Below are 26,507 nucleotides of genomic sequence, written 5' to 3'. Positions count from 1 at the left end.
GGTGCCTCCGAGGTAAAGCCAAACCGCCAGTCGGGCGAACGAGGGGAGGTTAGGGCAATCAGGGAGGGTATCAAGGTTCTTTTTTCGCAATTAGCGCACGGAAAGCGCGAGTTATTCAATGTCGCTTCATAAAACGCCTCCGAATCCAGTGCTTTAACAACCAAGCGAACGCGTCTATCTTTTTTGCCCTGCCACCCACCATCCGCTTCAGAAACATCTCAATCTCGCGTGCTCGAACCAGTTTGGTCTGCCAGCCCAGGTACCCATGACCTTCGCGCCGGAAGTAAAGAGCCGTGACATCGAGGCCCGCGCCGCGCAATCCGTTCTCGAACGCTTTCGTTTGTTCAAATCCCACGACCGCATCGTCCAAGCCGGCAGTGAGCAGGAACGAGCCATGCAATTTCTTCACGTTGTGGACCGGTGAGAAGGTCCGCATTTGCGCAAGCTCCCCAGGTTCGTCCGGATCTCCGAAGTAGCGTATGACCTGGCTCAGGAATAATCCCCAACCGGCAGGGTTGTTCTGCATCTGGTAGGGTAGATCCAAAATCGCATAATCGATGATTGCCGCCGAATAAAGCTTGTCATCACTGCTCATCGCCAGTGCGGCTTCGAACCCGCCGTAGCTTTCGCCGGCAACAGCAAGTTTTCCCTTTCTGGCTATGCCTTCTGCGATCAGCCAAAGCCCGGCATCGGCAATGTCATCCTGGATCCGTCGCCCGAACTGCCGATAGCCCAGGGATTGGTATCTTTTCCCGAAGCCGGTGGAGCCTCGATAGTTGACGGATAAGATCGCGTATCCACGGCTTGCAAGGAAGCTTTTCTCGACATCGTAACCCCAGCGGTCGTGTCGTGCAGGGCCGCCATGGGCCATCACGATGCTTGGGACGGGGCAGGAGGCATCCACCGGAAGTGTCAGCAACGCTGGTATGCGCTCGCCGTCTCTGGCCTTAAAGCTCACGGGCCTGGTCACCGCCGGTGGAGCGGGCAGCGGCTGTCGAGCGGACGGGGCAAGGAGCGTCTTCTTCCCTTGATTTAAGTCCAAAAGGTAGTGCTGATAGGGTTCCTCATCGTAAGAAATTGCGACAGTGACGAGGGAGCCATTCTTTGACGAGCCTGATATCGCAACATCACAATGCCTGCCGCGATCAAAAATGAGCTCAGTGAAGACCGCGCCTCTTTCCGACAGCGCGAGATACCGGGGATAGCCATCATGAATGACGGCGACATCCGTCGGCTCGGCGGGCGTGAAGCGGAATGCGTCCGATACGTCTACGTTGTTGTCTCCGGCGAGAACGGATTCAGCGCCGGTTGCGGGATCCAGGAACACTAACGCAACTTTGTCCCGTTGCCGGTTTGAGAGAGCCTCGTAGCTCTTGCCGTTTCTGTCCGTGCGCCAAACGATGAGCGTATCCTCGGGTTCAATGATCGCGAGTTCCCGCCACGGCTCTTTCTCGCCGGCTCGGTGAAGATAGCGCCTCATTCCGGACGAGGTGAGTTCAACGCGGAGGCACGGGACCTGGGCATCATTCAACAGCCAGCTTTCCGTCCGGCCATTATTTTGTTCGAGCAGCCGCTTGCCGTTTCCGTCTGCCCTCGCTGAGTAAAGGTCGGCAAAGGCGGGGTTTCGGTCATATGAAAGGATCGATTGGCCGTCGGCGGCATGTCGTGATTCCGCGATGACCTGCCAGGTTCGCAATCCTTTTGGTGTCACGTCGGTTCTTGTCTGCGGCCGCCTGGGATCGACCTCCCACAGGCGGTCATTCTGGGTGAGAACAAGAAGGTTCGCGTATCGTCGCCAACCAAAATGGACGACACCGCCTTTGAAAGTGGCGAGCAGATTCAATTTTGCGCCAACAAGCTCCCCAACGAACACGGCACGAACGCCGAGTTTGGAACCCCACCATGCCATCAGCGTGCCGTCGTGGCTTGGTTCGTATCCCCATACGGCGCGCGCGTCAGCGTAAAATCGGCTGGTGGAAAGCAATCGATCCCTCACTCGTCCGCCATTGGGGGGCGCGGTAGCCCGGCCTAGGACGTATGAGAGGATGGTCCAGCGTCACCGATGTTCAAGTGCCGCTGCTCTTTTTTGGAGAACCTGCGCCAAGTGCATCATTCAGGATGATCACGGGCGATGACCAGATAGCTCAGCGGCTTTGCTGGCTGATTCTCGGCTCCGGATGCGCGAAAAAGAAAGACTCCGCCTGGTGGTGTCGTCGTGACCAGACGCTGCTTTGGTTCCTTCGCTTGGCGTCGAAGAGGACATGGGGTGTCGTTGGCAGGAACTAATTTTGAGGACGTCCGAGAGAAGTGGCTCTCGAGCATTCCGTCATTGGCTCGTGCGGAGAGGCTTTGAATCCAATCGCCGAGCCGGATAGAAGTGGATTGCCTTTCCGCCTATTGGTTTCATATTGACCGGACGGCTATGGAGTTGAGCCACCACGCCGAGTCGATCGAGATATCGATGCTGACGTCGTTGAGCAGTGCCCAAATCTCGTCAGCGAGACCGACGTAAACTCACACCTTCCTGTTGGCGGGAAACGCCATGCTGGTGTACAGATTGACGATCCGGTGCTGACCCGGCGCCATCTGGACCGTGTCGCCTGGATAGCTCTCGCCGTCACCACTGCATTCAAGCCCCGCGACGAACCACTGATCGCTGACCTCGTTTGCCGGATCGACGTCATCCCAGTTCCAGAACACCGCCAGCACCAACCTCCCACGCGTCGACGCATTAAAGTCGGACCAGCCCCAAAGCGAGCCTTGGCGTCCGCTGCAGTACTCAAGCGCACAGTCAAAGAAAGACCTTCTTAAAAAAAGACTGTGAATGCTATGTTCGACAAGATTTAATTTTGTTGGAGTCCGAGGTCATGAGAAAGCGAAGCAACTCCAAAAAGCCGACAACAGGGGACGGTGGACTTCTGACAAAGGCGGGACGTCACGTAAAAACTGGAAAGTTCGTTGCGATAAGTAAAGCACGCTTTAATGCCGTGATGAGAGCTGCCGAACATTCCGGCCTGCTCGGGGAAAAAAGCAAGCGAATAGGGGGCCGTATCAGTCCCGCGCTTATTGAGCAGGCGAAGAAGCACACAGGCATTGAAACCGATACCGATCTCATCGAATTCGCCCTGGCGAACGTAGCTCTCGACGACAATTTTGGATCCACGTTCCGCAGGACACGGCGGACCGTCGATCCTGCTTTGAAGCTCGGGTTCTAATGTGTCAGGCTTCGACTTCGACGCGGCCGTCCGTTGGGCACGGTTCGATCCGGGAAAAACCTTGGCGCGGCGCGATGATGATGAGTTGCCGATGTGGCGGAGGCCGGGCAAGAACTCCTTCTCGACACGTGCGTCTACATAGATGGTTTGCAGGGACGTGCCCCTGACATCGTTGCGGACTTGCTCGACATCCGCCATAGCAATCATTCGACAATCGCTGTCCAGGAACTGATGCACACTGTCGGCGTGCTCGATCCCGAGCATCCCGGCACGAGGACGGCGGTTCGGCAGATCAGGACGATGATCCGTGAAATGCCGGCGCACCGCATCTTCGCGCCGGATGCCGATATACTGGGACGCGCGGCTCTCCTGTCTGGGATGCTATGTCGATTGCAAGGTTACCAGCACGATGCCCGCCTACGCGCCCTTCACGACTGCGTCCTCTTCTTGCCGGCGCAAAAGCTCGGCCTCACCGTTCTCACGGCCAATGTGAGTGACTTCGACTGTCTGCTTCAGTTGCTGCCGACGGGTCGGACCCTGTTCTAACGCTCGAGCGATTAACCTGGTGTACCCCGCACTTTCTGTCCCGTCGGCGAAAACCGAGTTCTGGACCTGCTGTGAACCCCGCCGACCACGCTCGTCACTGTTCCTGCGGCAGCCCATCCCCTTCCCTTAGAACAAGCCCAAAGCGGCCGCATCTCGAATGGTCGAGTTCCTCCGGAAGCTTGACCGCTAGTCAACATCGTCCAGGCTACAGGAAACGTCACTCTTTCGAGACTACTGGTCGGTCATGATCGAGACGGACGCGATATGCGAGCAGCAGATCCCACAGCCTCCCCTCGCCAAGTGCGACGTCGAGTTCCCTTGAAGCCAGATAGGGGATGAGTATCAGCAGCATGATCACGCTCGTCGCCATCATCTCCGGCAGCTTGTCGCCTCCAATTTCCGCGAGCGTGGCGGCGATCGTTCTGCCGTTGCCGAGCCCGACGATCGCCTCTTCGACGACCGAGAGGGCGATGAGCAGAACAAGATAGAGCATCGCCTTGTAGAGTATAACGGAAACGAGCCTCCGCCTTGTATCTCGTTCACCCAACTTGAGGACGTGGCCGAGCAGGATGAATTTGCCGAGGATCAGCGCCTTGATAGCCGGGATGCCGAATGCCGAGAAATGCACACCCTGCCCGCCAAGGATCGCTATCTTGTAAAGAACGAGTGCTCCGAAGCAGACGTACAGATACGCGGATAGAAAGGCATATTCCTTGAGCTCGCGCTTTGCTCTTCGGACGATCGCCGCAGGCGAGCGGATTTTCTCTGCTGTCATGAGTCTGCTCCCATTGGCCGTGAGGGTCGCGCAAGGCGCTTGTCCGACGCCCCCTGATTTCCAGAACCCGGTCAGTGTTTCCCGCTCTCCTGCAGCTTCGCGAGCCCGCCGTTGAGCGCGAGGCTGCCGGGCTGCGGCCCTCACTCAGACTAAACATTGGTCTTTGCGCCCGTGTCAATGAGTGCGTCATGCAATGACTCGCTGCTTACGGTGTGTACCAGATCGGCGGGGTATTAGGATCGCGCGGTGACGGTCATCGTCGTGCCTCGAAGTTGGCGAACTCGTCGTTCGGCGACAGGAAAGGATGGGCCTCGTCCTGACCTGAGACTCTAATCTCCTCCGGGTTGAGGGAGAGTCTTGGTTTTGATTGATTGTGGCCTTAGGCGGCCTGAGGCCTTGTGAAGGGCCGCCCAGTCGTCAGGCGGATTGCCGCCATCGAGCATCCCCTTGAAGACCTTGTAGGCGTCCGTTTTGGAGCCGCGAGTTCTCAAGGCCTCCTCATCATTCACCCACGCGAAGATGATGATTTTTGCGGTCGTATTATATCGGAAAAAGTGGCAAAACCGCCCATTTCCAAATTTTGCGCGAAACCAGTGTTTCTTGTCGCCGCCCAGCGTCTTGCCCTGACGATAGGCGCCGGACGTCGGATCGGAAGGGATCTTGTTGAAGACAAGTTCGTTGAGCGCCGCAAGCAACTTTGCGTTCGCGCTTTTCTGGTACTCTTCTGGGTCTTTCGTTTTCAGTGCCCCAACCGCATGAGTCAGCTTTTCCAGCTGATCGAGAAATAGCGGGTGAGCGAGGATGGTCCAACCATCGATGACGAGCATGGCTACAGCGCGACGTCGCCTTCGATCGGAGCGTCCAGATCGACTTTCATATCTTTCGTCAACGCGGCGACGCGGTTACGAAGCGCAGCCGGTAATTCGACGATGGACTTTTCCGGACGCGCTTCCATATCGCGTGCGAGAAACGCCAGAAACTTTTCGATAACGGGATCGGAGACCTCTTCATCGGCACGTTCGACATACACCCGCCGCTCATCGTCCACATAAAACGCGATGCGTCCGCCGTAGTCCACGCCAAGCGCCTGTCTAACGGCTTTCGGGACGGTTGTCTGGCCCTTGGCCGTTATGGTGCTTTCTTCCTTTAGCAGCGCGACCATTGCGATCTCCCACTTAATATGTGATTTATCATGTAAGGAAAAATCCTTACTTTGTCAATATCTGTCTCGCTCACAGCGCGGGTGCCCGATGTCGCCGTCGCGGGCTACTGCACGCTGTCGTCAACAGCAGTGAATGTGGGCGAGTGGCCCTGCTCAGACTGGCCGCGAGCTGCCGCGCTACCCGGTTAATCCGGCAACACTGCTGGGGCGCCTCGCTGTCGACCGGCGTCAGCAGGGAAAGGGGTACGGCCCTTTTTCTGGCGGATGCTCTGTTTCGGGCCGTCCGCAGTGAAATCGCCTCTTTCGCGGTCATCGTTGACGACAAGGATGAGAATGCACGCCGCTTCTATGAGCGGGAGAGTTTTTTGCCGTTTCCCGACCAGCCGTTGAAGTTGTTCCGACCGATGGCGGACGTAGCTGAACTATTTGAGTGGTGGGGTTGGGGGAGGGCAATTTGAAACAATCCGAGAGAGGCCGAACAGCCAAAGTACACATTTGGATTCAGTGCGCGAACTTGCGAAGCCTGGTCCCGCGTTCAAAGGTCAAGCCGGCGCTCCGGATCGGTTGGTCCTGGGTCTGGAACTCTACGCCAATCCTGGCCGAGTCCTGTCCAAGCCTGATCCAGTCGTCGGGATTTCCGACGAGGTCGAAAACGGAATCGCTGCCGGCCATTCACCAAGCCGAGCGCTCTGCGAGAAAGACATCTTTGGTACCGTCGACAAACGTTCGCAGCCCGGCACGATACCGACCATGAGCCAGAACAAAAAGTATTCGCTCAGCCAAGTTGCTCCTGCCGGTCATCTCGTTACGTTGTCCGGGATTGGATTGGCGTTCGAAAGCGATGTTCGAAGGGACCTCCCCAGTCATTCAGCGCGACAATTCAGCAGCGTCATGGACAAGCGCAAATGACAGAACCTATATTAGCGCTTGGTATTACCTTTAACTAAGGAAGCTGCCATGGCATCCCCGACCTCGCTCATGCTTGATGATGAGCTAAAAGGCCGCGTCCAACACTTGGCCGAAGTCCGTCGCCGTTCGTCTCACTGGATCATGCGTGAAGCGATTACGCAATATGTGGAACGGGAAGAGAAACGGGAGGCGCTGCGGCGCGAGACACTGGACGCCTGGGATGAATTTCAGGCGACCGGCCTGCATGTCACTTCGGATGAGGTCGAAAAATGGCTTTCGACATGGGGCACTGACGACGAGCGCGCCGCACCGGAATGCCACAAATAATCTTCTCCCCGGCTGCAATTCGTGACCTCGAACGACTTCGGGAATTCTTGCGGTCGAAAAACCCATCGGCACCAGGCGAGCAGGCGAAACTATTCGCAAAGGTGTGCAGGCCCTTGGCGCACATCCCTACGCGGGACGCCTCGTTGAAGACCTGCCTGATCAATATCGGGAATGGCTCATTGATTTTGGAGACAGCGGGTATATTGCGCGCTACCAGCTGGAGCGGCAGCCTGAGCGGTGCATCCAGGAGTACGGCCGGGAAGACGTCAAGCTCCAGACAGTCATCGTCATTTTCCGGTAAGGAGAAGGACGACCGCGATATGGGGAGGGCAAGCTCGAGCGGCGGATGGGGTGGCTTTGCAGGTTGGGCTGTTCTTCTCGACATCTCGGGCAATGGCCTGAACGTCGATGATCTTTCGTCCTCGTCGAAGTTCCTCGACTTCGACGGGAGTGGCTACCAGAGCCGCACCGCCTGGGCGGGTGAGGGAACCGGCGTGCTGGTGATCGACGCGGACGGCGACGGCAAGATCAGCCGGTCGAGGGAGTTCGTTTTCACCGAATGGGATTCTTCGGCGAAGACCGACCTCGAAGCATTGAAGCAGGTCTTCGACACGAACGGCAACGGCAGCTCGAGGCCGATGTAATAGCCCTCCTTGCGGTCCGGCGGTGCGCCGGCCTCCAGCGTCTGGCCGCCCAGCACCTCGTAGCCGCGGTGCATTTCGAGACTTTCGATTTTTCGGCCGGAACAATAGAAGAGGCCGGTGTCGGTGCAGGCGGCACGCAACGCTGTACCCACGGCCCTGCGGTCCTCGAACCTGGACGAGGAAAGGCCGGAAACGTCAATCACGGGCAGGGTGGCGGCATCGATCCGCCGGGCATCCAGCATGGAATTCATGGGGCAATCTCCAAAGACGGATGGAAGAAGCGGCGACGGCCGGAACAGCCGCCGCCTTGGGAATCAGAGCCGATTGGCGGCGATGCGCTGCTGCAGGTAATCGTAAGCCGTAATCGGCTCGTAGCGCTTCTCCGGTCCCTGGATGATGGCATCGCGGTTCGCCTGGCAGAAGAAGGCAAGCGAATAACGCGGACCGAGAGATTCGCCTTCCTTCGGCATGCGGACACGATGCAGGGTGGAGAGCAGCTTGTCGTCGCTCCAGCGCATCAGCATATCGCCGATATTGCAGGTGACGACGCCTGGCAGCGGCTCGACATCCGTCCATTCCAGCTTGTCGGACTCCTTGCCCGGGCAAAGCTGAAGGCCGCCCTGGCCGGGGCGCTGGTGAAGCAACGTCAGGCAATCGAAATCCGTATGCGCGCCAGCGCGCCAGTAGTTTAGGTCCTCGGTGGTGGCATTCTCCATGCCGAGATAGTGGAGCAGGCGTAGCGTGCTGAGATAGTCCGGCGACTGCGGGTCGTGCGCCTCGGTGAAGAAATCCACTTTGAAGCCGAGCTTCATGCGGAAGCATTCCAGCACTTTCATGCCGAGCGCCCAGTTGTAGCGTTCGAAGGCGAGCATGACGGCCTTGAAGCCGGAGAGTTCCTCGCCGGTCGGCCAGAGGTCGACCATGCGCGGCAAGGTGATCTGATAGGACTCTTTCTGGTCGGCCGTGCCGGTCGAGGGGCGGATCTGTGCCTTGTATTCCCAGCCGGCATTGGAGCCCGGGCGTAGCGGATATCTGCCCTTCACCTCCACCGGCAGGGCGAAGAAACGCGCCGACATTTCGAAGGCCTCGTCGATCGCCTGCTGCGGAATGCCGTGGTTGACAAGCTGGAAAAAACCGCTGTTGGTCGAGGCCTCCCAAAGCTCATCGGCGATCTCGACCTTGCGGTTTTCGTAGTCGCCCATGTCGATGCGCGGAACGATGCGCGCCTTTTCGAGCCCTGCACCGCCGAAACCTTTCTCCTTTTTCAATTCCGCGAGCGTATGTTCGTTCTGACCTGCACTGGTCTGCATCATGATCTCCATTCGGTTCTGGCCTGCCACATCGGGCGGTCCGGCCGTTTCGCAAAGGAGCAATGACCCGCGCGCTCGGCGCTGACTGCTTCTACTCCGGTCTCATGTTCGTACGGGCAGGCGGCCCCTAAGTGCCGGTCTTACCTCCTTTTTGCCGTTGCCCTGTTCATCGTCCCTCCTTTGGCAGGCTCCAGGGGAAAAAGACGCGCTGGACGATCGCCACCACTTGGAAAAGTACGAGTGACATGATCACCAGGATCACGAGGCCAGCCCAGGCTTCCGGAAGCTTGAAGAAGGAGGTGGAGAACTGAATGAAGTAGCCGATCCCCTTTTCGGCCGCGACGAATTCGGCGACTACCGCGCCGATCACTGCGAGCGTGATGGAGATCTTCAAGGCCGAGAAGATATAGGGCACAGCATAGGGAATTCGGATCTGCGTGATCTCGCGCCATGCGGGAGCCCTGAGACTCTTCGACAGCTCGATCAGCTCTTCCGGGGTCGCCATGAGGCCCGTTGCGGTCGAAACCACCAGTGGGAAGAAGGTGATGAGGCAGGTGATGACGATGCGCGGGGCGTCGTCGGAGCCGAGCACGACGATCATGATCGGCGCGATCGCCACCACCGGAACCGACTGGATCACCACCAGGATCGGATAGAAGGCGCGCGATAGCAGTTTCGAACGCACGAGCATGATGGCAATCGGCAACGAGATCGCGATCGATAGGACGTATCCGATCAACGCGATCCGGAGCGTCGCCCAGACATGGTCCGTCCAGCGGGCGAGATCGATCTGTTCGAAGCCACCGAGAATCCGGGTGGGCGAGGGCAAAATGTAACTCGGGATGGCGAAGACGTCGGTTGCGAGCTGCCAGAGGATAACGATTAGCGCGAAAGTCACCGTCGGCAGGAGGAAGGGCATGTCCATCAGCGAGCGGAAGGATGGAACCTGTCTCATGATATGGTCTCCGGCCGCTTGAGCAGCAGCTTGCGCAGGTGTCCGGCATAATCTTGCATCTCGGCGGAACTCGATGTTTCCATGTCCCGCGGGCGGGGGATTTCGATGCTGATGTCTTCGATGACGCTGCCAGGACGGCCGCTCATGACCAGCACGCGATCGGCGAGCAGGACCGCCTCGCTGATCGAATGGGTGATGAAAAGTACGGTCTTCGGCTGGGCCTCCCAGATGCGCAGCAGTTCGAAGCCCATTTCCTCGCGGGTGAGCGCGTCGAGCGCCGAAAAGGGCTCGTCCATCAGAAGGATGTCCGGGTTCATGTGGAGCGCCCGGGCGATGCCGACGCGTTGCTGCATGCCGCCCGAAAGTTCCGCCGGGAGCCGTTTTTCGAAACCCGCCAGCCCCACCTTGGCGAGCAGGTCGCGCGCCCTCTCGCGATCTTCGCGCGTAACCCGGCCTGACTTGTGCCTCACGGGGAAGACGACATTGTCCTCGGCCGAGGCCCAGGGAAGCAGAGTTGGCTTCTGAAAGACGATGCCGATGTCGTCGCGCGGCTCGGTGATCGGGTGACCAAAGGCTTCCACGCCGCCGCTCGTGGGCTTCAAGAGCCCGGCGATCAGACGCAGCAGTGTGGATTTGCCGCAGCCGGACGGCCCGAGGACCGCCACGAACTGGTGGCGGTCGACGGAAAAGTCCACGCTGCGGAGTGCCTCCAGCGGACCGGAGCCGGTCTGGTAAACTTGCCCGAGCCCTTTGAAGGACAATGCCGGCGGAGCGATGGACGGAGTGGGGCTTGCCATGTTCATCAGGGCAGGAAGCTCGTGTTGGCGACCTTGGCCGGATCGAGGGCCGTCTTGTCGAGGTTCTGGGCTGCCGAAACGCGCTCCCAGGTGGTCGCAAGCCGCTTCGGCTCAAAGGCGCCGAGACCGTCCTTGGTGGTCACTTCGTTGAACTCCAGCGACATGGTGTCGAGAATAGCGCCTTTGACGTCGGCGACCGTTAGTTCCGGCACGAGCTTGGCGACAGCCGCAGCCGCGCCGTCCGGATCCTGCTTGACGTATTCCAGCGACTTCTTGAAGGCATTCACGAAGCGTTTGGCGACCTCCGGGCGTTCGGTGATAAACTTGTCGGAGGCGAGCAGGCAGGCGGAATAAAGTTCCAGGCCGGCCGCATCCCAGGTGAAGATGTCGATCTCCTTGCCGGCCGCCTTGGCCTGGTTGGTGAAGATCGCAACATTGGTCGTCCAGGCGATGATGACATCGGTGGCGCCGGTCATCAGCATTGGGCCGAGGGCGCCCGGATCAGTCTTGGTGAGCGTGATGTCGCCCTCGTCGAGGCCGACATCCTTCAGCACCAACGGCAGGAACACGTTCGACGAGGTGAAGGGCGATGTCGCCACCCTCTTTCCCTTTACGTCTTCGATCTTCTTGATGTTGCCGCCCTTCAGCACGAAGAAGGCGTGCGGCCCCTTGTTGAAGATCGACATGATGGCTGTGATACCGACCTTATCGGTGACCTTCGCCGCCATCAGCGCGCCGATATCGGCGGAGCCGACGTCAGAAGTGCCGGCGGCGAGCCGGGTGATCGCTTCGGCGGAGCCGCGGCCCGGCGCCACGGTTGCTTCGATGCCTTCGTCGGCACAGAAGCCCTTCTCAATACAGACATAGATCGGCGCCTTGTCGCCGCCCGGTAGCCAGTCGAGCTGGAAGACCACCTTGTCGGCGGCAAGGGCGTTGGAAACGAGCGCGCCGGCGGCCAATAGGGTTGCCGGCAGGATCCGCGACAGCTTTCGAAGCATCAATTGTTCCCCTCATTGTTGGACGAGCTGAAGCCAAGTGCATGGCGATATGCCATGCACGCGCGCAACTCGGACGTGGTTCAGATGATTTCGAGCAGCAGCAGACAGCACGGCAGTCCCTTTCAGAACCGTTTCCCGAGCAATGTCCCGAGCCATACGGCTCTGACCGCTTCTACTCGGCAGAAGCGAAGCAATCAGTGTGCCAAGTGAAAACCAGGAATTTCCCGGATTTTTCGTCCCGCCTTTTCACCCATGCATCCATAAGGGGCATCGACGCACAAAATATATGCAAAGCACCTTCAAGCTTGTATTGTCGGCATTTCCTCTTGCTGCCTTTCGCGCCTTACGACTAACAAAGTAAAAAACAGAGGGAACGACATGGCCGATCATCAACGCGATCTGAAGTTGCTGCGCCGGACGATAAGAATCCGGAGCCCCATCATGCCGCCTGCCGGTGCAGGAGGAGCAACCGCAGGAGCCTGCGATGCCGCAATCGAGTGACTCTCGGGCCAACCCCTCGAAGCTCGTCTTGTGCGATGCGGTCGGGATGAGTTGCCGGACCACCGCCACGCGGGTGCGATCGATGTGAGTAGAAAGCACGCCGACCTGGTCGACCGCTCGGGCGATCACCTGGCCCCAGGGATCGCAGACAAGAGAATTGCCATAAGTGAAACGCCGTTCTCCATTCGCTGCCATATAACCACCCCATTGGCCGCAGGCGACGAAATAGGCCTGAAGCTCGATAGCGCGCGCACGGCAAAGTACTTCCCAATGGTCCTTGCCAGTTTGCAGCGTAAAGGCCGCGGGTAGAATGACGACATCGACACCCGCACTTGAAAGCGCATCGAAGAGCAGGGGGAAACGAAGATCGTAGCAGATGGCGCAGCCGATCCGGAAGCCGTGCGCTTCGTAGATGAAGAGTTTTCCGCCGGGAGCCACGGTCTCCGATTCTCGATAGATCTTGCCGTCCGGCGCTTCGATGTCGAATAGATGGATCTTGCGGTAGCGACCGACCTCCCGACCCTTCGGGTCGAAAACAACCGTCGTGTTATATATCTTCGAACTTCCTCCAATCCTTTCGAGCAGACTGCCGCCGTGAATCCAGATCTGTTCTCGGGCCGCAAATTCCTGCAGCATCCGATAGGCCTTGCCGCCCGGCATGTCGTCGGCCGCCGCGAGCTTCTCCGCAGCAGTCCCCCCGGACCAGTCGAAATGCTCCGGAAGCACGATGAGGTCCGGTCGATCGCGTTCCATTGCCTGGTGCATCAGGGTCATGGCTGAATGCAGGTTGAGATCGCGGTCGGACTGGGAATTCATCTGGATGAGGGAAATTTTCATGACACGATCCGATCCAAATCGAAGATGGAATGGCCGGCCTCAAGATGGGGCCGCAGCTGAAGCGAATGCCGTTGTCGCCTGAGAGCAGAGTCGGCGACGCGGCGCATATGCGATGGTTCGGCAACGAAGACGCCCTCGTTATCAGCCAGGACTGCGTAGCCCGGCAGGACGGCTGCGCCACCGCATGCAATCGGGACGTTGATCGCGCCGCCGATCTGATGCCGGCGGCTCGTCGTCTTGGATGAGACGCCGCGGCACCAGACTGGAAACAGGCTGGCCCGAATCTCTTCGACGTCGGTGCAGGGACCATCGACGATGACGGCCACCGCTCCGCGCGCGCGGGCCGCCGCCACGACACCGCCGCCGACGCAGGCAACGTCGTCCTGATCAACCCTGGAGATGACGAGAGCATCTCCCGGGGAAAGCAGATCAATGGCTTTGTAGATGACGGTTCCATCGCGGCCTGGCGCGGCCACCGTCATCGCCGTTCCAATTGCCCTTGCCGGAAAGACCGGGGCGACACCTGCACCCACGAAGCCGACATATTCGAAATGGCCGATGGTCGCGGTTTCGACACCCTCCAGGAGTGTTCGCAACGATTCCGGAATAACCTTTGGCCGTGTTTTCATCCGGTATGGTTCAGTCATTCGACAATACTCCGATCTTCTCTGTCATCGTGCCTTAGATCGGACGTTCGCCGGCGGTGGTCGTCCGATGCATGATGCGGGTCGTGTTCGGATCGAAAGAGTCGCGCCGATGCATCGTGCAGCGGTTGTCCCACATCATGATGTCGCCGACGTTCCATTTCTGGATGAAGACTTGGGCGGCACTGCCGGTCGTGTGTTCCCAGAGCTTTGTGATCAGATCAACGCTCTCATCGAGCGGCATGCCGACAATCCAGGATCCCTCGGACGTGCCGCCGAGGTAGAGAGCCTTCCGCCCAGTCTCGCCGTGGGTCCGGACCAGGGGATGGACGACACCGCTCCACTCGCGAAAATCGTCGCTCTTCGGTTCGGATTTTCCAAGTCGCAGTTTGCCCGTTTTGTCGTAGACATTCTGGAAGAAGATCTGGCGTCCATCGACAGCCTTGCGCAATTCGTCAGGAAGCGTTTCGTAAGCACGGTAGGTCGACAGAAAATATGTATCACCTCCCGAAGGAGGGACTTCAATTGCTCTGAGGATTGCTCCTGCCGGCGGACGTTCGTAGAACCAGGTATCGGTATGCCAGGTTGCTTCGCTGTTGCCGAGCGCGCCGCTCGGCTTGCCGTCCTTCATCGCATTGCTGATGACCAGGATCTCAGGGTGTGTCGCGTGTCCGCCTTCCTGCAACTGCTTCGGATGGATGACGAAGTCGCCGAAGTGACGGGAGAAATCCACCTGCTGTTGATCGGTGATATGGGCTGCGCGAAAGCGGACAACGCCGTATTGCAGCCAGTATGACCGGATCGCCGCGATTTCTCTGTCGTGATAGTTGGAGAAGTCGAACCCAACGATGTCGGCGCAGACGTTGCTGGAGTTCTGAACAGCGGAAACCTTCGTTCTGGTGAGCATTCTTGTGCCTCCTTCAGGAGATCCCGGACGTGGGATCTCCTGAAGTCTAGCCAAGGTTGCAAGGGGCAATCCAAAATCAATTCGTCATTATTGATATTGGATTTTTATCAATCGAATTAGTATTCGAGCAGTAGGACCGCGGAATGGGCAATAGCGAGTTCGACGCGACTGCCCACGGCGAGCGTATCGAGGCGCGTGGAGCGGATCATGGATTTCAACGTCGTCTCATCATTCACGGACAACCAGGCCTCCAGATAGGCGCCGAGGTTGACCACCTTCTGGACGGTGGCTGTCAAAAGGTTCACAGGCCCATCCATGGCCCCTGCAGCATCTGCAAGCCTGACTGCCTCGGGCCTTATGCAACAGAACCGGGCCTCGCCCGGACGAAGGTCGTGTGGCCAAACGGCCGAGATCGGGAGTTTTTCTTTTCCGAGAAATATGCGCACGCATTCGCCACCGGTTTCGGTGTCGTCCAGGCCGGAAACCGGCAGGATGTTGGATTTGCCGATGAAGTCCGCCACAAAGGATGTTTTTGGTCGGTTGTAGATGTCTGCTGGCGAGCCTTCCTGCGCTACAGCCCCTTCGTGCATAACGATGATCTGGTCGGACATTGCCATGGCCTCTTCCTGATCATGCGTGACATAGACGAAGGTTATGCCGAGTTCCTGCTGGATGTCCTTCAACTCGACACGCATTGCCTCGCGAAGCTTCAGATCGAGGTTTGAAAGCGGTTCATCGAGAAGCAGGACAGAGGGGGACGGCGCAATGGCACGGGCGACGGCGACCCTTTGTTGCTGACCGCCCGACAGCTCTTTCGGATAGCGCCTTTCGAAGCCTTCGAGATGAACGCTTTTCAAGGCCCGCGAGACCTCCTCGGAGATGTCTTCGTGTGGTTTGCCCTGCATTTTGAGGCCAAAACCGACATTTTCCCCGACCGTCATGTGTGGGAAGAGCGCGTAGTTCTGGAAGACGAGCCCGATCTTGCGAGCCTCCGGTGGGACGCCTGCCTGGTTGCGACCCCGGATGCGGATTTCTCCGCTCGAAGGTCTTTCGAACCCGGCGATCATATTCAACGTCGTTGTCTTGCCACATCCGGAGGGACCGAGGATGCTGACGAACTTGCCCTTCGGAACGGCGAGGTTGATGTTATCGACGATGCGGTTCGCGCCGAATTGCTTGCTGACAGAAAGAAGCTCGATATCGTTGTTGCTCATTTGCTACCCCCATGGAAATGCGCGGAGAAACCGCCGATTTTTTCGAAAAGGATAATCGTGCCGAGGACGAAGAGGAGTGATGCGACATTCACGGCCGCAAGCACCGGGTCCAGGCTGTATTCGAGATGATTGATGACGGCGATCGGGAGCGTCGTCTGTCCGGGTCTCACGAGAAAGACAGACAGCGGTATATTGTTGAACGAAATGATGAAGGCGAAGGTCATGCCCGAGAACAGGCCGGAGCGGATCAGCGGCAGAAGCACATATCTGATCCGTTGGACCGGACCCGCGCCAAGAATGCGGGCGGCCCGATCCAGCCGCTTGTCGAAGTTGAACATCGCGGTTGCCGCCATGCGCATCACATAGGGCATGGTGAGGACGATGTGGGCCATGACAAGCCCCGGCGTGCCGAGCAGCTGGTAAAGACCAGCCGACGAAACGAAGAGAACGATCGCCACACCCTTGACGATCTGCGGCACAGCCATTGGCGATAGCAGGAACGACATGATGGCGGTGTGGACATTTCTGGTAGGCGACGCTGTAGGCTGCAAGGACGCCCAGCAACCCGCTTGCGAGACTGACGATGATCGCCAGCCCTGCGCTGAGCAGAAAGGGATCAAGCCAGCGGCTCTCCAGGAGTGCCGTGTACCACTGAAATGTCCAAGCGCCCGGCCAGAACGTGACGGTCGACGTTGGGCTGAAGGACGCTGCAACAACGACCAAGAGCGGCAGGGTGATGAATGCAAGAATTGCAGTCAGCGATACCCTGAACAGAATGGTGAGCAGTCGGTTCATTGAAGCCTCCCGAGACTACAGGTGAAGTTTCTGTTGAAGGCGGGATTCGAGCCTGGATCCGACAAACGCCGAAATGAGCATCATGGCGAGAAGGACGTTGGCCATGACCGCCGCAAAAGACCAGTCGATGTAAAAGAGCACCTGCTCGTAGACCATTGTGGCCATGACCTTGAAACCCGCGCCGCCGAGGAGGGACGGGGTGGCATAGGCGCTCGCCGCCATCGTAAAGGCGATCAGGAGCGAGCTTACAATTCCCGGCACAGAGAGCGGCAGGACGATATGGCGGATGACTGCAGGTCGCGAGGCGCCAAGAATCTGGGCCGATCTTTCCAGATTTGGATTGATGCCCTGGAGGCTCGTAAGCAGCGAAAGGACGCCAAATGGCAGGATCACATGCGTCAGCCCGACGACGACGCCGAACAGGTTCTTCGACAGCGGCAAGGGTTCGGAAATCAGGCCGGTCCAAATCAATGCTGAATTGATAAAGCCTCGGTCTTCAAGAATGACAAGCCAGCCATAGGTTCGAAGCACCACACCGGCCAGCTCAGGGGCAATGGCAAGAGCAAAGACAAGCGTTCGCCAGCGTGATGTCGAGCGTGCAAGGTAGTAGGCGAGGGGATAGGCGAGCACGGTCACGCAAATGGCGACCAATCCCGACATCACCACGGTGCGTCCGAGGCCCGCAAGAACAAGATCATCGCTAAAGAAACGACCGTAGCTCGCCAGTGTGAAGGTGCCGGTTTCCTGGTTCTGAAAGCTGAGACCGAGCATCAGTCCCATCGGAACTGCGAAGAAGAGGAGCAGCACGATCGACGGCAGTGATAGCGGCAGAAAAGCCTTGAAAGGAAAGGCGGTGCGTGTTGGCCTTTGCGGAGTGGAAAAAGCAATCGTCGCCATGCTCCACCTCAATCGGCTGCGGCGACGACGTCGCGTTCCCAGCGTTCGCCCCACTCTGACAGGTGCGCAGCGACTGCCCCAAGATCGGGCAAAAGGAGCGCCTTCAGATCGGCCTCAGTGGTGATTTGCTTGGCGCGGATGTCGGCGGAAACATCGATATCCGTCCTTGCGCTTCCGACCTTGTAACCGGTAACCCAGGCCTCCTGGCTCGTCTTTTCGAGAAAGAAGTCCACGAATTTGAGCGCCGCCTGCCGGTTCTCGGCGTGCTTGGGTATGTTCAAAGTGGCGACAAGAGGAATCGACCCTTCCTTTGGCAGGACGTAGTCGACCGGCAGGCCACTGTCGGCCAGAAGCTGGGCTCGGCCGTTCCAGAATGGCATGGCCCAGACCTGGCCGTCCTTGATGTAGGTTTCCATGACCGAGGAGGACTGTTCAAAACCGATCGATTGCTTGGCAAGTTTTGCCATGGCGGCGAAGCCGGGTTCGACGTTGTCGAGCAGGTCCCCGCCATTGGCGACCGAGAGGACCTCCGTCAGATAGGCGGCCATGATGTTCTGGAAGGTCGGCAGGATGATCTTTCCTTTGAGGCGCTCATCGAGAAGCACGGACCAGGAATCTGGCGCCTGTGGCAGCTTGTCCTTGCGGTAGAGCAGCGACAGATACTGCACCTCGTGAACGGCGCCGCAGGGCCCGGCGACGGCTGCAATCGCCGGCGACAGACGCGCAAGATTGGGAACTGTCTCTGGTGTGAACTTCTCCAAAAGGCCTTCCTTGCACCCATCGAGAGACTGGGAGGCGGTCATGACGACGACGTCGAAGCCGGGCCGTCCGCCGGTGGCCTTGATCTTCGCGTAATCTTGCGAAGCCGAGCCGACCGCGTCGTAAACGACATCAATGCCGAACTTGTCCTCGAAGGGTTCGATGATCCGTTCGCGGATGATCTTTTCGTAGGGGCCGCCGTAGCTGTTGACGACGAGCGTTTCGGCGCTGCCGGATGTGGGCGACGCCAGCGATATAAGCGCGCTTGCGCTGAGCATGGAAAATCTCATGGCTGTTCCCTTTGTTCGTTGTCGATCCGGCGACAGTGCGCTGGGCGATCGGGGAATTTCCAATATTGTTTCACGCGTATTGATATTGATTTCATATCAATAGCGTTACCTTTCTGCCGCACGGAGCGCAGCAACGCGGACGGACCGTGCACGCCGGAACCATCGAAGCGTGCGCTGTAAAGCCGCTGGAGCGGCGGCCCCGACCGTGCGGCTGGCGTCAAGCGGCTATGCAGCCGTATCAGCCCGAACGGCAGATGTCCGCGATCAGGTGCGGCTTGGATTTCAGGGATTTGAAGACATTCACCCAGAACCGGAAGTGGCTTTCGCGATCGAGGTCTCTAGCTTCGATCGCGCGCTTCGCTGCGGCGGTGACCGCATCACAGCCGTAGAATTCCATAGCGAGTTCTACCGCCGCCGCGACCGCGACGTCATGCTGCATATCCGCCCCGTATGACGGATCTGGGTTATGTTCCAATAGCTTCGACATGAAGACTCTCCTGTGAGAGCCCGGCGCAAGGAAAATGTGGCCGGACGTGTTTCACAGCGAAATCGAAATCGCATCGTCCGGAAGCACATGCATCCTGCATGTCGGCTAGGTTGAATCTTAGATCACTTCCCGCTTGAGGTGAAGTAAAAATTTCTTTTGTCTACTTGTTTATGGAAGCCGCGCCATCGTCGCAGTGGTCAACTGCCACTGGTGGCGCGCTCCAGTTCAGCCAAACGCTCCTTGCAGATCGTCTCGACGATCTGGTGCAGGTGCTCCGTCCGTTCGAGCAGCCAGCCAAGCGCTTCTTCGGTGATCTCGAAGTGCTTCGAGTATCGGGCCTTCACATAGGCTTCGTTGAGGATGTTGTACCAGGCGGTGTAGCGGTGCTGGTCGCGCGGCCAGGCGTCGATGAGCCGGCGGTCCTGATCTTCAGCCAGCCCGCGCAAGAATTTTAGATTGTGCGATGGCGGGCTGTAGTTGGTCAGCGTGAGAAGCAATGCAGCGTACGCCGACTCGACGGACTGGTGCAGGAGGAATGCCGCCTCTTTCCCACGTGCTTTACTTAACGCATAGCGGGATGTGTCGAGTAACCCAGTGGACGATGGAAACCGATTCTCGAAGTGCTCCTCCGTTACCCTATACGCATCGACCGCCGAGAGCTTTCTCGGCTCCGCCAGCGGCCGGTCGTCGAGCTCGTAGAGCACGATGCCCTCGCGCAGGATGTCGACGAAGAAATACTGGCCGTCGGCCAGGAAGTTGTTCACCTCCCTGGCGCCATGGACGATCAGCCCGACCGGCGTCTTGACGCCTCTGTCCCACATCAGCCGGTCGGTGGTTTTGTCCCAGTATTGCGGCTCGGCTAGCTGCTTGGAATTGACGATGACCAGGATGTCGTAGTCGGAGCGGTAGCCCTTCATCGTGTGCGGCTCGTCGACCCAACTGCCGCGGCAATACGAACCGAACAAAATGATCTTTAAGATCCGGCCGCGCTTCTTGAAGGCGGCAGACGTCCCCGACAGCGCATCGGCGAACTCCTCATGGATGATCGCAACGACGCGGGCAAGCTCGCGCTGCTTTTCTTCCGGCAGATGTTCCAGGGACGATCGCATGGGTCCATCGATAGGCCAAAGACGATTCGCCGTCTACTACTGGAAGTTATAGGAAATGCGGTATCAAAAAACAGCGGATTGATCTTGCGGTACTATTAATCAATGATCCTGGCCGTGTACGCGACCGAATTCCGACCTGTACCCGGAGGAGGCGCAGAGAGGATCGTGAATGGAATTGCGTCAGATCAGATGTTTCGCAACTTTAGCCGAGGAACTGCACTTCGGCCGGGCGGCGGCAATGTTGTCCATGGCACAGCCTGCCCTTAGCCTTCAAATCCAGACGCTCGAAAAGGAGCTCGGAGTTCAGCTCCTCATCCGCTCAACCCGCCGAGTCCAGCTGTCGAAAGCCGGCGAAGTTTTCTACGAGCGGTGCATCCGTATCCTGCAAGACATCGAAAACAGTTCCTCCATCGTCCAAGCCGTTGCCGGCAAGGATGTCAACAGGATCACCATCGGCACGATCTATCCCGCCACATTCGGCGTCCTCCCACAGTTTCTAACTAGGCTGGGTAAGCGATTTCCCGATATCCAGATCCATATCAGTAGCGGCTCCACCGATGCGATTGTCCGCGACATCGAAAAAGGTCGTGTGCACCTGGGTTTCATCCGGCCGGTCGAAAACATCGGGTCGCTGCGCTGGCAGAGCATCGCCAATGAACGGTACTTCCTGGCAGTCCCGGCTGGCAGCGCACTGGCAGAGGCGGAGAAAGTCACAATGAGCGACCTGAAACGAGAGAGGATCATCTCCTTCTCCCGTTCCAATCTGTCTTACACGGAGAAGTTCTTCGTTGACCAGTTCAGGAAGCATGGGCTTCTCAATAACGTTGCCTGCAGCTGCGATGACACGCTCTCGCTCGTTTCGCTGGTTTCTGCGGGCATCGGCGTAGGCTTCGTCCCGGAATGGACGAAGGATCTGCCCAATCGCTCGTTTCTGCTTCGTGAGGTGCAGGACATGAACTTCACAATCGGCTTGGGGCTCGCCTGGAACAAGGAAGATCCTACCGCGAACCGCGACGAGATAGTCGAGATCGCCCGCTCGCTGGCATCGGCACCGCGAGCAAGCGGTTCAAGATGAAGACTTTGCGTATGGCCTGACATAGTCCGTTGAAATTTATTGTTGCCGAGGGCACATAAAAAATTTATCGGGCCTACTCGCGAAAGTCGAAACGGGCAGTCCCGGTTAGACAGGGTGTCTTTGCCGGTCCGCCAATCGTCAAGACATTCCGATCGAGTGGCGACCACTATCGTTGCCACTATTTCAACTTTCCGTCGACAACGCAGACGTCTGTTGGCGGTGCAGCGGAGTTGAGAAGGTGAAGATCTGGCTTCAAAAGTTAATTGATATTTCGGCTTTGGCGCGTACCAGAGAGATGTTGAAGGAAGCGTTGTCAGAACTCACACGGGAATTCGGTTGCGACTATTACGCCTACTTGAATGTCCAGCCGATCGGAACATCTGCCTTTTCTAACTATCCTGCCGAATGGCAGGAGCGATATTTCACGAACAAGTTCGACGAGGTCGATCCGATAGTCGCAATCGCCAAATCCACTATGAGGACTTTCGTCTGGTCCTCTGAGAGCTCAAAAAGGCGCGCGTCAAAGCCGATCCGGCGATTTTATGCGGATGCCGCCGACTTCGGTATCCGATCCGGTATTACCATTCCTGTCGCAACGGCATTCGGGCACGTGTCAATGTTGACGGTTGCTTCGCATAGACCGTCGATTTCGCTTGCTCGAGAGATAGATCAGGTTGCCGCTGCGACGGCTGTCGCGCAGCTTCATGCAAGGATCGAGCACGCGGAGTTTGATCCGACCGCAAAATCAAGGATTCGGATGACGCTGAAACAAGCCCAGCTCTTGAAATGGTCCGCCGAGGGCAAGTCCATGAGAGCGATCGCTACCATCGAGAATATGACGTACCACAATGTGAATTTTCATTTGAATAACGCTCGTAAAGCCTTGGACGCGGGCACGCTGCCACAGGCAACAGCTCTGGCAACGAAGCTGAAATTGATATGAAAGAAAATGGAGATAGTACGATGAGGACTTATCTTTGTGGACAATCCACCCGGTGCCTCGGGTGCGAGGCATGCTCTATCCGATCAATGGTGGAGGAATTTGGCCCGAGGGACTAACTCTCGCCAAAAAAAATGATATTAATGCCGGTCTGGCGAAGTGGCTTGTTTCGGGGGCTTTTATTGTATTATTTGACGACCCATATTCGCGTTGTTGCCGCATTGCTCATACGCGAAATGTCGACACGCTTCGGCAATAAGCCCGGCGGCTACATCTGGGCGATCCTTGACCCCGCGGCCCACATCGCTTTCATGTCGGTGATCTTCATGGGGATCGCAAGATTACCGGCGCTCGGGACAAGCTTTCCGCTGTTTTTTGCAACCGGCTATATTGCATTCCAGTTTTACGCCGCGATGTGCGGTTTTTTGAACGGCGCTATCAAATCCAATCGGACTTTGCTCAGCTATCCAAACGTCGCCCCGATCGATACCATCGTCGCTCGTTACATCCTTCAGGCTGCTACGACGGTCTTCGTCGCCATCTGTGTTCTCGGCGCGATCATTATGACGATGCATCAACCTCCCGAGCTCTATTGGCCGGCGATCCTGGAGGCGGCCTTTGCAGCGACATTGTTGGGTCTCGGAGTGGGCATATTTAACACCGTAATGTTCTTACGTTTTCCATTCTATGAACAGGTCTTCGGTATCATCAATCGACCGATGTTTCTGATTTCTGGCGTTTTTTTCTTGCCTGACGCGCTTCCGGGACCTATGCGTGAGGTGGTCCTATTCAATCCATTGGTTCATGTGGTCATGCTATTTCGCCAGGGATTCTACCCTCAATACCGGGCTGCGGAACTCGACATGTTCTATCTTTATTCTATTGTCTTTACGGCGATCTTCGGCGGGCTCTTTGTTTTCACCAATTCCGTGGCGGTGGCGAGGGGCCGATGATCAGACTTGAACGCGCTACTATGTATGTAAAGACCAAGGGCCTAACGAAGCCAATCATCGAGAACGCTTCTCTTGTTATCCGGCGCGGAAAAAGTGTCGGTCTACTCGGCAGGAACGGTGCGGGAAAGTCGACACTTTTGCAGTTGATCGCGGGCTCGCTGCGGCTCGATCGGGGGCGGATAGTAAGGCAAGGCAAGATTTCCTGGCCCCTCGGTTTTCAAGGTAGCTTTCAACCAAACATGTCCGGCGAGCAGAATGTTCGTTTTGTCGCGCGCATTTATGGTGTCGATACCGAAGAGCTGGTTGACTATGTTACCGATTTTGCCGAGCTAGGCCCATTCTTCCACGCCCCGGTTGGTACTTATTCCTCCGGCATGAAGGCCCGTCTAGCCTTTGGTGTCAGCATGGGCGTCAACTTCGATTATTATCTGGTTGACGAGATCACTGCAGTCGGCGATGCGAACTTCAAAAAAAAATGTCATGATGTCTTCAAACATCGATTGCAAGATTCTGACGTTATTATGGTTTCCCACAGCACAAGCACGATCCGTGAGTACTGTGATTGTGGTGTGGTTCTCGAAAATGGCAAACTCACCTATTTCGATGATGTGGAAGATGCTATTCGAGTTCATGAGCGAAACATGAAGGGCAACTGATGACAAGCGCGAATCCGCCAAGTTCAGAGAGCAAGACGGCCGAGATCCGGGCGTTTGCTAAAAGGCCAAGCATTGCTTTGCTTGATAGTCTGCTGAAACTCGAGGTGCGTCCCGCAAAACCAGAGACGCCGCAGCCCGATCAGAAGAAACCACTGCACGGCTCTTTGAAAGTCGGGCATTTGAAGCTGCGGCATCTAATTATCGCCGGCAGCTTCGCGTTGGCCGTCGCGCTTCCGACCGTGCTTGCATCGTTCTACATGTTCTTTGTCGCAGCCGACCAATATCATAGCTCGGCTGCCTTTGCCGTGCGCAGCATCGATGGCAAGGCAGGCAGCGATATCCTTGGCATGTTTACGCAAAGTACTGGCGGCAGCACGACCGGGGCGGACTCCTATATGCTCCTCGATTACGTCGAGAGCGAGCGGATGATCGAGGCCGTCGAGAAGGCCGTCGATCTCGACGCCGCCTTTGCGCGCCACGGCGCCGACTTCTATTTCAGCATGGCGGCCGGCCTGCCGATTGAGGAGCGGCTCGAATATTGGAAAAAGATGGTACATGTCGATTTCGATCACACCTCGTCCATTCTCAACCTGACGGTTAAGGGCTTCGATCCGCAAAACGCCCAAAAAATCGCATCCGTTATCATCGGCGAGAGTGAGAGGCTTATCAATGATCTTTCGCTCAAGGCAAGAAATGGTGTTCTGAAAGCGTCCCAGGACGAAGTGGCGCTCGCCGAAGGCCGTTTGTCTGCAGCGCGGAATGCCCTGCGCAATTTCCGCGATGTCTCTCAGGAGGCCGATCCAGTAGAAGCGGCAAAGCTGGCTGGCCAGCTAGTTGCCTCCCTCGAACAGCAGCTTACCCAGCTTCACACCGATTTGATGACCGCTCGTACGCGAATGGCAGCGGATTCACCGCGCATGCGCGTGCTCACCACACAGATCGACAGTCTTGAAAAACAGTTGGCGCAGGAAAAACAGCGTTTCGGCAGCGGGATGGCAGGTGGAGCTGGCGGCAGCGATGTTGCAAACCGGATTCGGCAATATGAGGAACTCGAGACCGAGCGGGAATTTGCCGAGAAGGCCTATACTGGCTCTCTTGCTAGCCTCGAGAAAGCGCGCATCGATGCCAATAATCAGCAGCGATATTTGGCCACCTTCATCCAGCCAACACTGTCTGAAAAGGCACAGTACCCGAGCCGGCTCATGGTGTCTGCGCTCGTCTTTTTAGGATGCCTTTTTGCTTGGGGCGTGTCCGTCATGGCCTATTACAATATTCGCGACCGGAACTGAAATGCTGACTGCAATTGGAGAATCTTGTTAATCGGCATAATGCGAGGCAAAATTCTCTCGGCAAGCATTTGCGGGTCACGGTAATGGCGAAGCTCCCGGAAATTCCCAGTCTAATTGTGCCCGTCGGCGACCTAATGAGGCGGACGGCCTCGGCTCCTGGCATCGCTGTGCCATAGTGTGGCTGGGTCACACGAGGGAGAGTCGTCCGTGGAGAATGTTAGCATCGTCGGTCTTGATATAGCCAAGCAGGTCTCTCAGGTTAATGGAATCAATGCCGCCCCTTACCAGGCGGAGCTGTTCACACGTGCCCCGAGCCTGTGCCCCGCAACTGAAAGCTCAGATAGGGGCTGATTCGCTTTCCGCGAGTCCAGTCGCATTTCACCCTGCGTGCATCGTGGTAGGCTTCACCATCCTCGATTCTGAAGTAGGCGGGCGCTCATCACTTTATCGCAACCATAGAATGCGATATCGGTTCAACGTCCACAAGCGAGGGGTGCCATGGGCGCGACGATCACAATTAATTCGATCTACGACTTCGACTCTAGTCTGCCTGATTTTAGTTCCATTTATTATGCGGAGTCGTACTACCGGAATTCGACGATTTTTCGGGCGACGTACGATACGGGAGAGGCGGAGGAATTCAGCGGCAGCGGATTCCGCTACGACAGCGATGGAGTTCCATTCGCCGGCACGGTGACAAGCTATTCGCTCCTATATGATGGAAACGTCGAAATCAGCATCAAGGGAATATCGATTGCCGCAGCCTCGTTTGTCGCGGTGGCCGATACGGTCGGCATAGACGATGATGCGGCGCTGATCGCAAGGGCCCTTACCGGCCATGATAGTTTCAGCGGTGGATCTGGCTACGATACATTCAATGGCCAGGCTGGAAACGACAAGCTGATCGGGAACTACGGGAGGGACACGCTCGTTGGCGGACGCGGCAATGACATCCTGCACGGCGGACGGGACCAAGATTTCCTGACGGGGGGATCTGGAGCAGATACTTTCATTTTCTACTCGGTCAAGGAATCTCGTGCCAATAGCTCGGACCGTGACACCATCTATGACTTCACCATCGAAGACAGGATCGATTTGTCGGCGATGGACGCCAACGCGCTGACGAGGACGAACAACACCTTTACCTTCCTTGAAGAGGCGGATTTCACAGGCCGGCCAGGTCAACTGAGGTATGAGAAGACGGCATTCGGAACTGAAATCTATGCCGACATCAACGGCGACGCGGTGGCCGACATGTCCATCTATCTCGACACGATAATGACGCTCGACAACGGCTTCTTCGTGCTCTGATCTCACGACATATAAAAACTGGAAGCGAGGCCCCGCTACGGTGGGGCTTTGTGTATCTGGATAAAGGAGGCGACATGATCACTATCGACAACTCGTCACTTTAGGTGACCTGATGTCGGGAGCGGAGGCCGTCCACCCCATCCAGTCATCTGGCAGTTGGTAGTGTCCAGAATCTTTCGCACTTTTTTCAGGCGACGGCTCCGTG

At 57.4% G+C, this 26,507-nt stretch carries 25 protein-coding genes and 3 pseudogenes; 8 read left to right on the top strand and 20 right to left on the bottom strand.

Going from position 1 to position 26,507, the window contains the following annotated elements; translation table 11 throughout:
• Positions 1-115: 115 nt before the first annotated feature.
• The 3 genes and pseudogenes from ACZ9BX_RS33005 to ACZ9BX_RS32995 all read right to left on the bottom strand — a co-directional run bounded on the left by ACZ9BX_RS33005 (position 116) and on the right by ACZ9BX_RS32995 (position 3,413).
• On the bottom strand, positions 116-1,984 hold the full coding sequence (locus ACZ9BX_RS33005; RefSeq protein WP_476222522.1) for an alpha/beta hydrolase family protein: 1,869 nt from the start codon (positions 1,982-1,984) through the stop codon (positions 116-118).
• Between the two features lie 419 nt (positions 1,985-2,403).
• A pseudogene (locus tag ACZ9BX_RS33000) lies at positions 2,404-2,751 on the bottom strand (hypothetical protein); the annotation flags it as partial.
• 92 nt (positions 2,752-2,843) lie between these two features.
• Complete coding sequence (locus ACZ9BX_RS32995) at positions 2,844-3,413, bottom strand: hypothetical protein (RefSeq protein WP_476222521.1); 570 nt, start codon at positions 3,411-3,413, stop codon at positions 2,844-2,846.
• A gap of 33 nt (positions 3,414-3,446) precedes the next feature.
• Between ACZ9BX_RS32995 and ACZ9BX_RS32990 the strand changes: the two genes are divergently transcribed.
• Positions 3,447-3,761 carry a DNA-binding protein gene (locus ACZ9BX_RS32990; protein ID WP_476222519.1) on the top strand — a complete coding sequence of 105 codons (315 nt, stop codon included), beginning with the start codon at positions 3,447-3,449 and terminating at the stop codon, positions 3,759-3,761.
• Positions 3,762-3,978: 217 nt separating this feature from the next.
• Here ACZ9BX_RS32990 and ACZ9BX_RS32985 read toward each other — a convergent pair whose 3' ends face one another.
• The 3 genes from ACZ9BX_RS32985 to ACZ9BX_RS32975 form a co-directional block, all read right to left on the bottom strand.
• On the bottom strand, positions 3,979-4,536 hold the full coding sequence (locus ACZ9BX_RS32985; protein WP_476222518.1) for a hypothetical protein: 558 nt from the start codon (positions 4,534-4,536) through the stop codon (positions 3,979-3,981).
• 329 nt (positions 4,537-4,865) lie between these two features.
• The gene (locus ACZ9BX_RS32980) at positions 4,866-5,363 is read right to left on the bottom strand and encodes a type II toxin-antitoxin system YhaV family toxin (RefSeq protein WP_476222516.1); all 498 of its coding nucleotides are present in this window, start codon (positions 5,361-5,363) and stop codon (positions 4,866-4,868) included.
• Between the two features lie 2 nt (positions 5,364-5,365).
• Positions 5,366-5,698 (bottom strand): type II toxin-antitoxin system PrlF family antitoxin, encoded by a 333-nt coding sequence (locus tag ACZ9BX_RS32975; protein WP_476222515.1) that lies wholly within the window; start codon positions 5,696-5,698, stop codon positions 5,366-5,368.
• A 957-nt stretch (positions 5,699-6,655) separates the two neighbouring features.
• Between ACZ9BX_RS32975 and ACZ9BX_RS32970 the strand changes: the two genes are divergently transcribed.
• Positions 6,656-6,934 (top strand): CopG family ribbon-helix-helix protein, encoded by a 279-nt coding sequence (locus ACZ9BX_RS32970; protein ID WP_476222514.1) that lies wholly within the window; start codon positions 6,656-6,658, stop codon positions 6,932-6,934.
• Between the two features lie 454 nt (positions 6,935-7,388).
• Here ACZ9BX_RS32970 and ACZ9BX_RS32965 read toward each other — a convergent pair whose 3' ends face one another.
• The 14 genes and pseudogenes from ACZ9BX_RS32965 to ACZ9BX_RS32900 form a co-directional block, all read right to left on the bottom strand.
• A complete protein-coding gene (locus ACZ9BX_RS32965; RefSeq protein WP_476222513.1) occupies positions 7,389-7,829 on the bottom strand; it encodes a hypothetical protein in 441 nt (146 codons plus the stop codon).
• Positions 7,830-7,892: 63 nt separating this feature from the next.
• Positions 7,893-8,891 (bottom strand): isopenicillin N synthase family dioxygenase, encoded by a 999-nt coding sequence (locus tag ACZ9BX_RS32960; RefSeq protein ID WP_244564677.1) that lies wholly within the window; start codon positions 8,889-8,891, stop codon positions 7,893-7,895.
• A 163-nt stretch (positions 8,892-9,054) separates the two neighbouring features.
• Complete coding sequence (locus tag ACZ9BX_RS32955; protein ID WP_476222512.1) at positions 9,055-9,843, bottom strand: ABC transporter permease; 789 nt, start codon at positions 9,841-9,843, stop codon at positions 9,055-9,057.
• Positions 9,840-10,619 (bottom strand): ABC transporter ATP-binding protein, encoded by a 780-nt coding sequence (locus ACZ9BX_RS32950; protein WP_087002135.1) that lies wholly within the window; start codon positions 10,617-10,619, stop codon positions 9,840-9,842. The genes ACZ9BX_RS32955 and ACZ9BX_RS32950 overlap by 4 nt, the downstream gene beginning before the upstream one ends.
• Positions 10,620-10,645: 26 nt before the next feature.
• Positions 10,646-11,641, bottom strand: a complete 996-nt coding sequence (locus tag ACZ9BX_RS32945) for an ABC transporter substrate-binding protein (protein ID WP_476222510.1) — start codon at positions 11,639-11,641, stop codon at positions 10,646-10,648.
• 525 nt (positions 11,642-12,166) lie between these two features.
• A pseudogene (locus ACZ9BX_RS32940) lies at positions 12,167-12,976 on the bottom strand (carbon-nitrogen hydrolase family protein); the annotation flags it as partial.
• Complete coding sequence (locus ACZ9BX_RS32935; RefSeq protein ID WP_476222509.1) at positions 12,973-13,623, bottom strand: RraA family protein; 651 nt, start codon at positions 13,621-13,623, stop codon at positions 12,973-12,975. The gene ACZ9BX_RS32935 and the pseudogene ACZ9BX_RS32940, both read right to left, overlap by 4 nt.
• Before the next feature lie 34 nt (positions 13,624-13,657).
• Positions 13,658-14,527, bottom strand: a complete 870-nt coding sequence (locus ACZ9BX_RS32930; RefSeq protein WP_476222508.1) for a TauD/TfdA dioxygenase family protein — start codon at positions 14,525-14,527, stop codon at positions 13,658-13,660.
• Positions 14,528-14,643: 116 nt separating this feature from the next.
• On the bottom strand, positions 14,644-15,741 hold the full coding sequence (locus tag ACZ9BX_RS32925) for an ABC transporter ATP-binding protein (protein ID WP_476222507.1): 1,098 nt from the start codon (positions 15,739-15,741) through the stop codon (positions 14,644-14,646).
• A pseudogene (locus ACZ9BX_RS32920) lies at positions 15,738-16,536 on the bottom strand (ABC transporter permease). The gene ACZ9BX_RS32925 and the pseudogene ACZ9BX_RS32920 overlap by 4 nt, the downstream one beginning before the upstream one ends.
• 15 nt (positions 16,537-16,551) lie before the next feature.
• Positions 16,552-17,433, bottom strand: coding sequence for an ABC transporter permease (locus tag ACZ9BX_RS32915; RefSeq protein WP_476222506.1), 882 nt, complete (start codon positions 17,431-17,433; stop codon positions 16,552-16,554).
• A gap of 8 nt (positions 17,434-17,441) precedes the next feature.
• The gene (locus ACZ9BX_RS32910) at positions 17,442-18,482 is read right to left on the bottom strand and encodes an ABC transporter substrate-binding protein (RefSeq protein WP_476222505.1); all 1,041 of its coding nucleotides are present in this window, start codon (positions 18,480-18,482) and stop codon (positions 17,442-17,444) included.
• A gap of 238 nt (positions 18,483-18,720) precedes the next feature.
• A complete protein-coding gene (locus ACZ9BX_RS32905) occupies positions 18,721-18,969 on the bottom strand; it encodes a hypothetical protein (RefSeq protein WP_476222504.1) in 249 nt (82 codons plus the stop codon).
• Positions 18,970-19,166: 197 nt separating this feature from the next.
• A complete protein-coding gene (locus ACZ9BX_RS32900) occupies positions 19,167-20,078 on the bottom strand; it encodes a nucleotidyltransferase and HEPN domain-containing protein (RefSeq protein ID WP_476222502.1) in 912 nt (303 codons plus the stop codon).
• Between the two features lie 169 nt (positions 20,079-20,247).
• On the opposite strand from ACZ9BX_RS32900, the gene ACZ9BX_RS32895 reads away from it, so the two are divergent.
• The 6 genes from ACZ9BX_RS32895 to ACZ9BX_RS32870 all read left to right on the top strand — a co-directional run bounded on the left by ACZ9BX_RS32895 (position 20,248) and on the right by ACZ9BX_RS32870 (position 26,302).
• Positions 20,248-21,153, top strand: coding sequence for a LysR family transcriptional regulator (locus tag ACZ9BX_RS32895; RefSeq protein ID WP_476222501.1), 906 nt, complete (start codon positions 20,248-20,250; stop codon positions 21,151-21,153).
• 238 nt (positions 21,154-21,391) lie between these two features.
• Entirely contained in the window at positions 21,392-22,096 is a 705-nt protein-coding gene (gene traR / locus ACZ9BX_RS32890; RefSeq protein ID WP_476222500.1) for an autoinducer-binding transcriptional regulator TraR, read from the top strand.
• A gap of 179 nt (positions 22,097-22,275) precedes the next feature.
• The gene (locus ACZ9BX_RS32885; RefSeq protein WP_476222498.1) at positions 22,276-23,046 is read left to right on the top strand and encodes an ABC transporter permease; all 771 of its coding nucleotides are present in this window, start codon (positions 22,276-22,278) and stop codon (positions 23,044-23,046) included.
• On the top strand, positions 23,043-23,702 hold the full coding sequence (locus ACZ9BX_RS32880; protein ID WP_476222496.1) for an ABC transporter ATP-binding protein: 660 nt from the start codon (positions 23,043-23,045) through the stop codon (positions 23,700-23,702). The genes ACZ9BX_RS32885 and ACZ9BX_RS32880 overlap by 4 nt, the downstream gene beginning before the upstream one ends.
• Positions 23,702-24,991, top strand: coding sequence for a KpsE/RkpR family capsule polysaccharide export protein (locus ACZ9BX_RS32875; RefSeq protein ID WP_476222495.1), 1,290 nt, complete (start codon positions 23,702-23,704; stop codon positions 24,989-24,991). Before ACZ9BX_RS32880 ends, ACZ9BX_RS32875 begins: the two co-directional genes overlap by 1 nt.
• A 498-nt stretch (positions 24,992-25,489) precedes the next feature.
• Entirely contained in the window at positions 25,490-26,302 is an 813-nt protein-coding gene (locus ACZ9BX_RS32870) for a calcium-binding protein (protein ID WP_476222494.1), read from the top strand.
• The last annotated feature ends 205 nt before the right edge of the window (positions 26,303-26,507 follow it).

The sequence above is a fragment of the Rhizobium sp. USDA 3886 genome (assembly GCF_056279785.1).
Note: the sequence above shows the minus strand (reverse complement) of the source record. Positions and strands in the feature narration are given on the sequence as shown.

Bases quoted from the DNA above. Each gene is read 5' to 3' on its own strand.
- ACZ9BX_RS32915 (WP_476222506.1), bottom strand. From the start codon at position 17,433: ATGGCGACGATTGCTTTTTCCACTCCGCAAAGGCCAACACGCACCGCC.
- ACZ9BX_RS32985 (WP_476222518.1), bottom strand. From the start codon at position 4,536: ATGACAGCAGAGAAAATCCGCTCGCCTGCGGCGATCGTCCGAAGAGCA.
- ACZ9BX_RS32900 (WP_476222502.1), bottom strand. From the start codon at position 20,078: ATGCGATCGTCCCTGGAACATCTGCCGGAAGAAAAGCAGCGCGAGCTT.
- ACZ9BX_RS32980 (WP_476222516.1), bottom strand. From the start codon at position 5,363: ATGCTCGTCATCGATGGTTGGACCATCCTCGCTCACCCGCTATTTCTC.
- ACZ9BX_RS32995 (WP_476222521.1), bottom strand. From the start codon at position 3,413: ATGGCGGATGTCGAGCAAGTCCGCAACGATGTCAGGGGCACGTCCCTG.
- ACZ9BX_RS32895 (WP_476222501.1), top strand. From the start codon at position 20,248: ATGGAATTGCGTCAGATCAGATGTTTCGCAACTTTAGCCGAGGAACTG.
- ACZ9BX_RS32975 (WP_476222515.1), bottom strand. From the start codon at position 5,698: ATGGTCGCGCTGCTAAAGGAAGAAAGCACCATAACGGCCAAGGGCCAG.
- ACZ9BX_RS32905 (WP_476222504.1), bottom strand. From the start codon at position 18,969: ATGTCGAAGCTATTGGAACATAACCCAGATCCGTCATACGGGGCGGAT.
- ACZ9BX_RS32925 (WP_476222507.1), bottom strand. From the start codon at position 15,741: ATGAGCAACAACGATATCGAGCTTCTTTCTGTCAGCAAGCAATTCGGC.
- ACZ9BX_RS32910 (WP_476222505.1), bottom strand. From the start codon at position 18,482: ATGAGATTTTCCATGCTCAGCGCAAGCGCGCTTATATCGCTGGCGTCG.
- ACZ9BX_RS32955 (WP_476222512.1), bottom strand. From the start codon at position 9,843: ATGAGACAGGTTCCATCCTTCCGCTCGCTGATGGACATGCCCTTCCTC.
- ACZ9BX_RS32875 (WP_476222495.1), top strand. From the start codon at position 23,702: ATGACAAGCGCGAATCCGCCAAGTTCAGAGAGCAAGACGGCCGAGATC.
- ACZ9BX_RS32960 (WP_244564677.1), bottom strand. From the start codon at position 8,891: ATGATGCAGACCAGTGCAGGTCAGAACGAACATACGCTCGCGGAATTG.
- ACZ9BX_RS32935 (WP_476222509.1), bottom strand. From the start codon at position 13,623: ATGACTGAACCATACCGGATGAAAACACGGCCAAAGGTTATTCCGGAA.
- ACZ9BX_RS32880 (WP_476222496.1), top strand. From the start codon at position 23,043: ATGATCAGACTTGAACGCGCTACTATGTATGTAAAGACCAAGGGCCTA.
- ACZ9BX_RS32965 (WP_476222513.1), bottom strand. From the start codon at position 7,829: ATGAATTCCATGCTGGATGCCCGGCGGATCGATGCCGCCACCCTGCCC.
- ACZ9BX_RS32990 (WP_476222519.1), top strand. From the start codon at position 3,447: ATGCACACTGTCGGCGTGCTCGATCCCGAGCATCCCGGCACGAGGACG.
- ACZ9BX_RS32870 (WP_476222494.1), top strand. From the start codon at position 25,490: ATGGGCGCGACGATCACAATTAATTCGATCTACGACTTCGACTCTAGT.
- ACZ9BX_RS32970 (WP_476222514.1), top strand. From the start codon at position 6,656: ATGGCATCCCCGACCTCGCTCATGCTTGATGATGAGCTAAAAGGCCGC.
- ACZ9BX_RS32930 (WP_476222508.1), bottom strand. From the start codon at position 14,527: ATGCTCACCAGAACGAAGGTTTCCGCTGTTCAGAACTCCAGCAACGTC.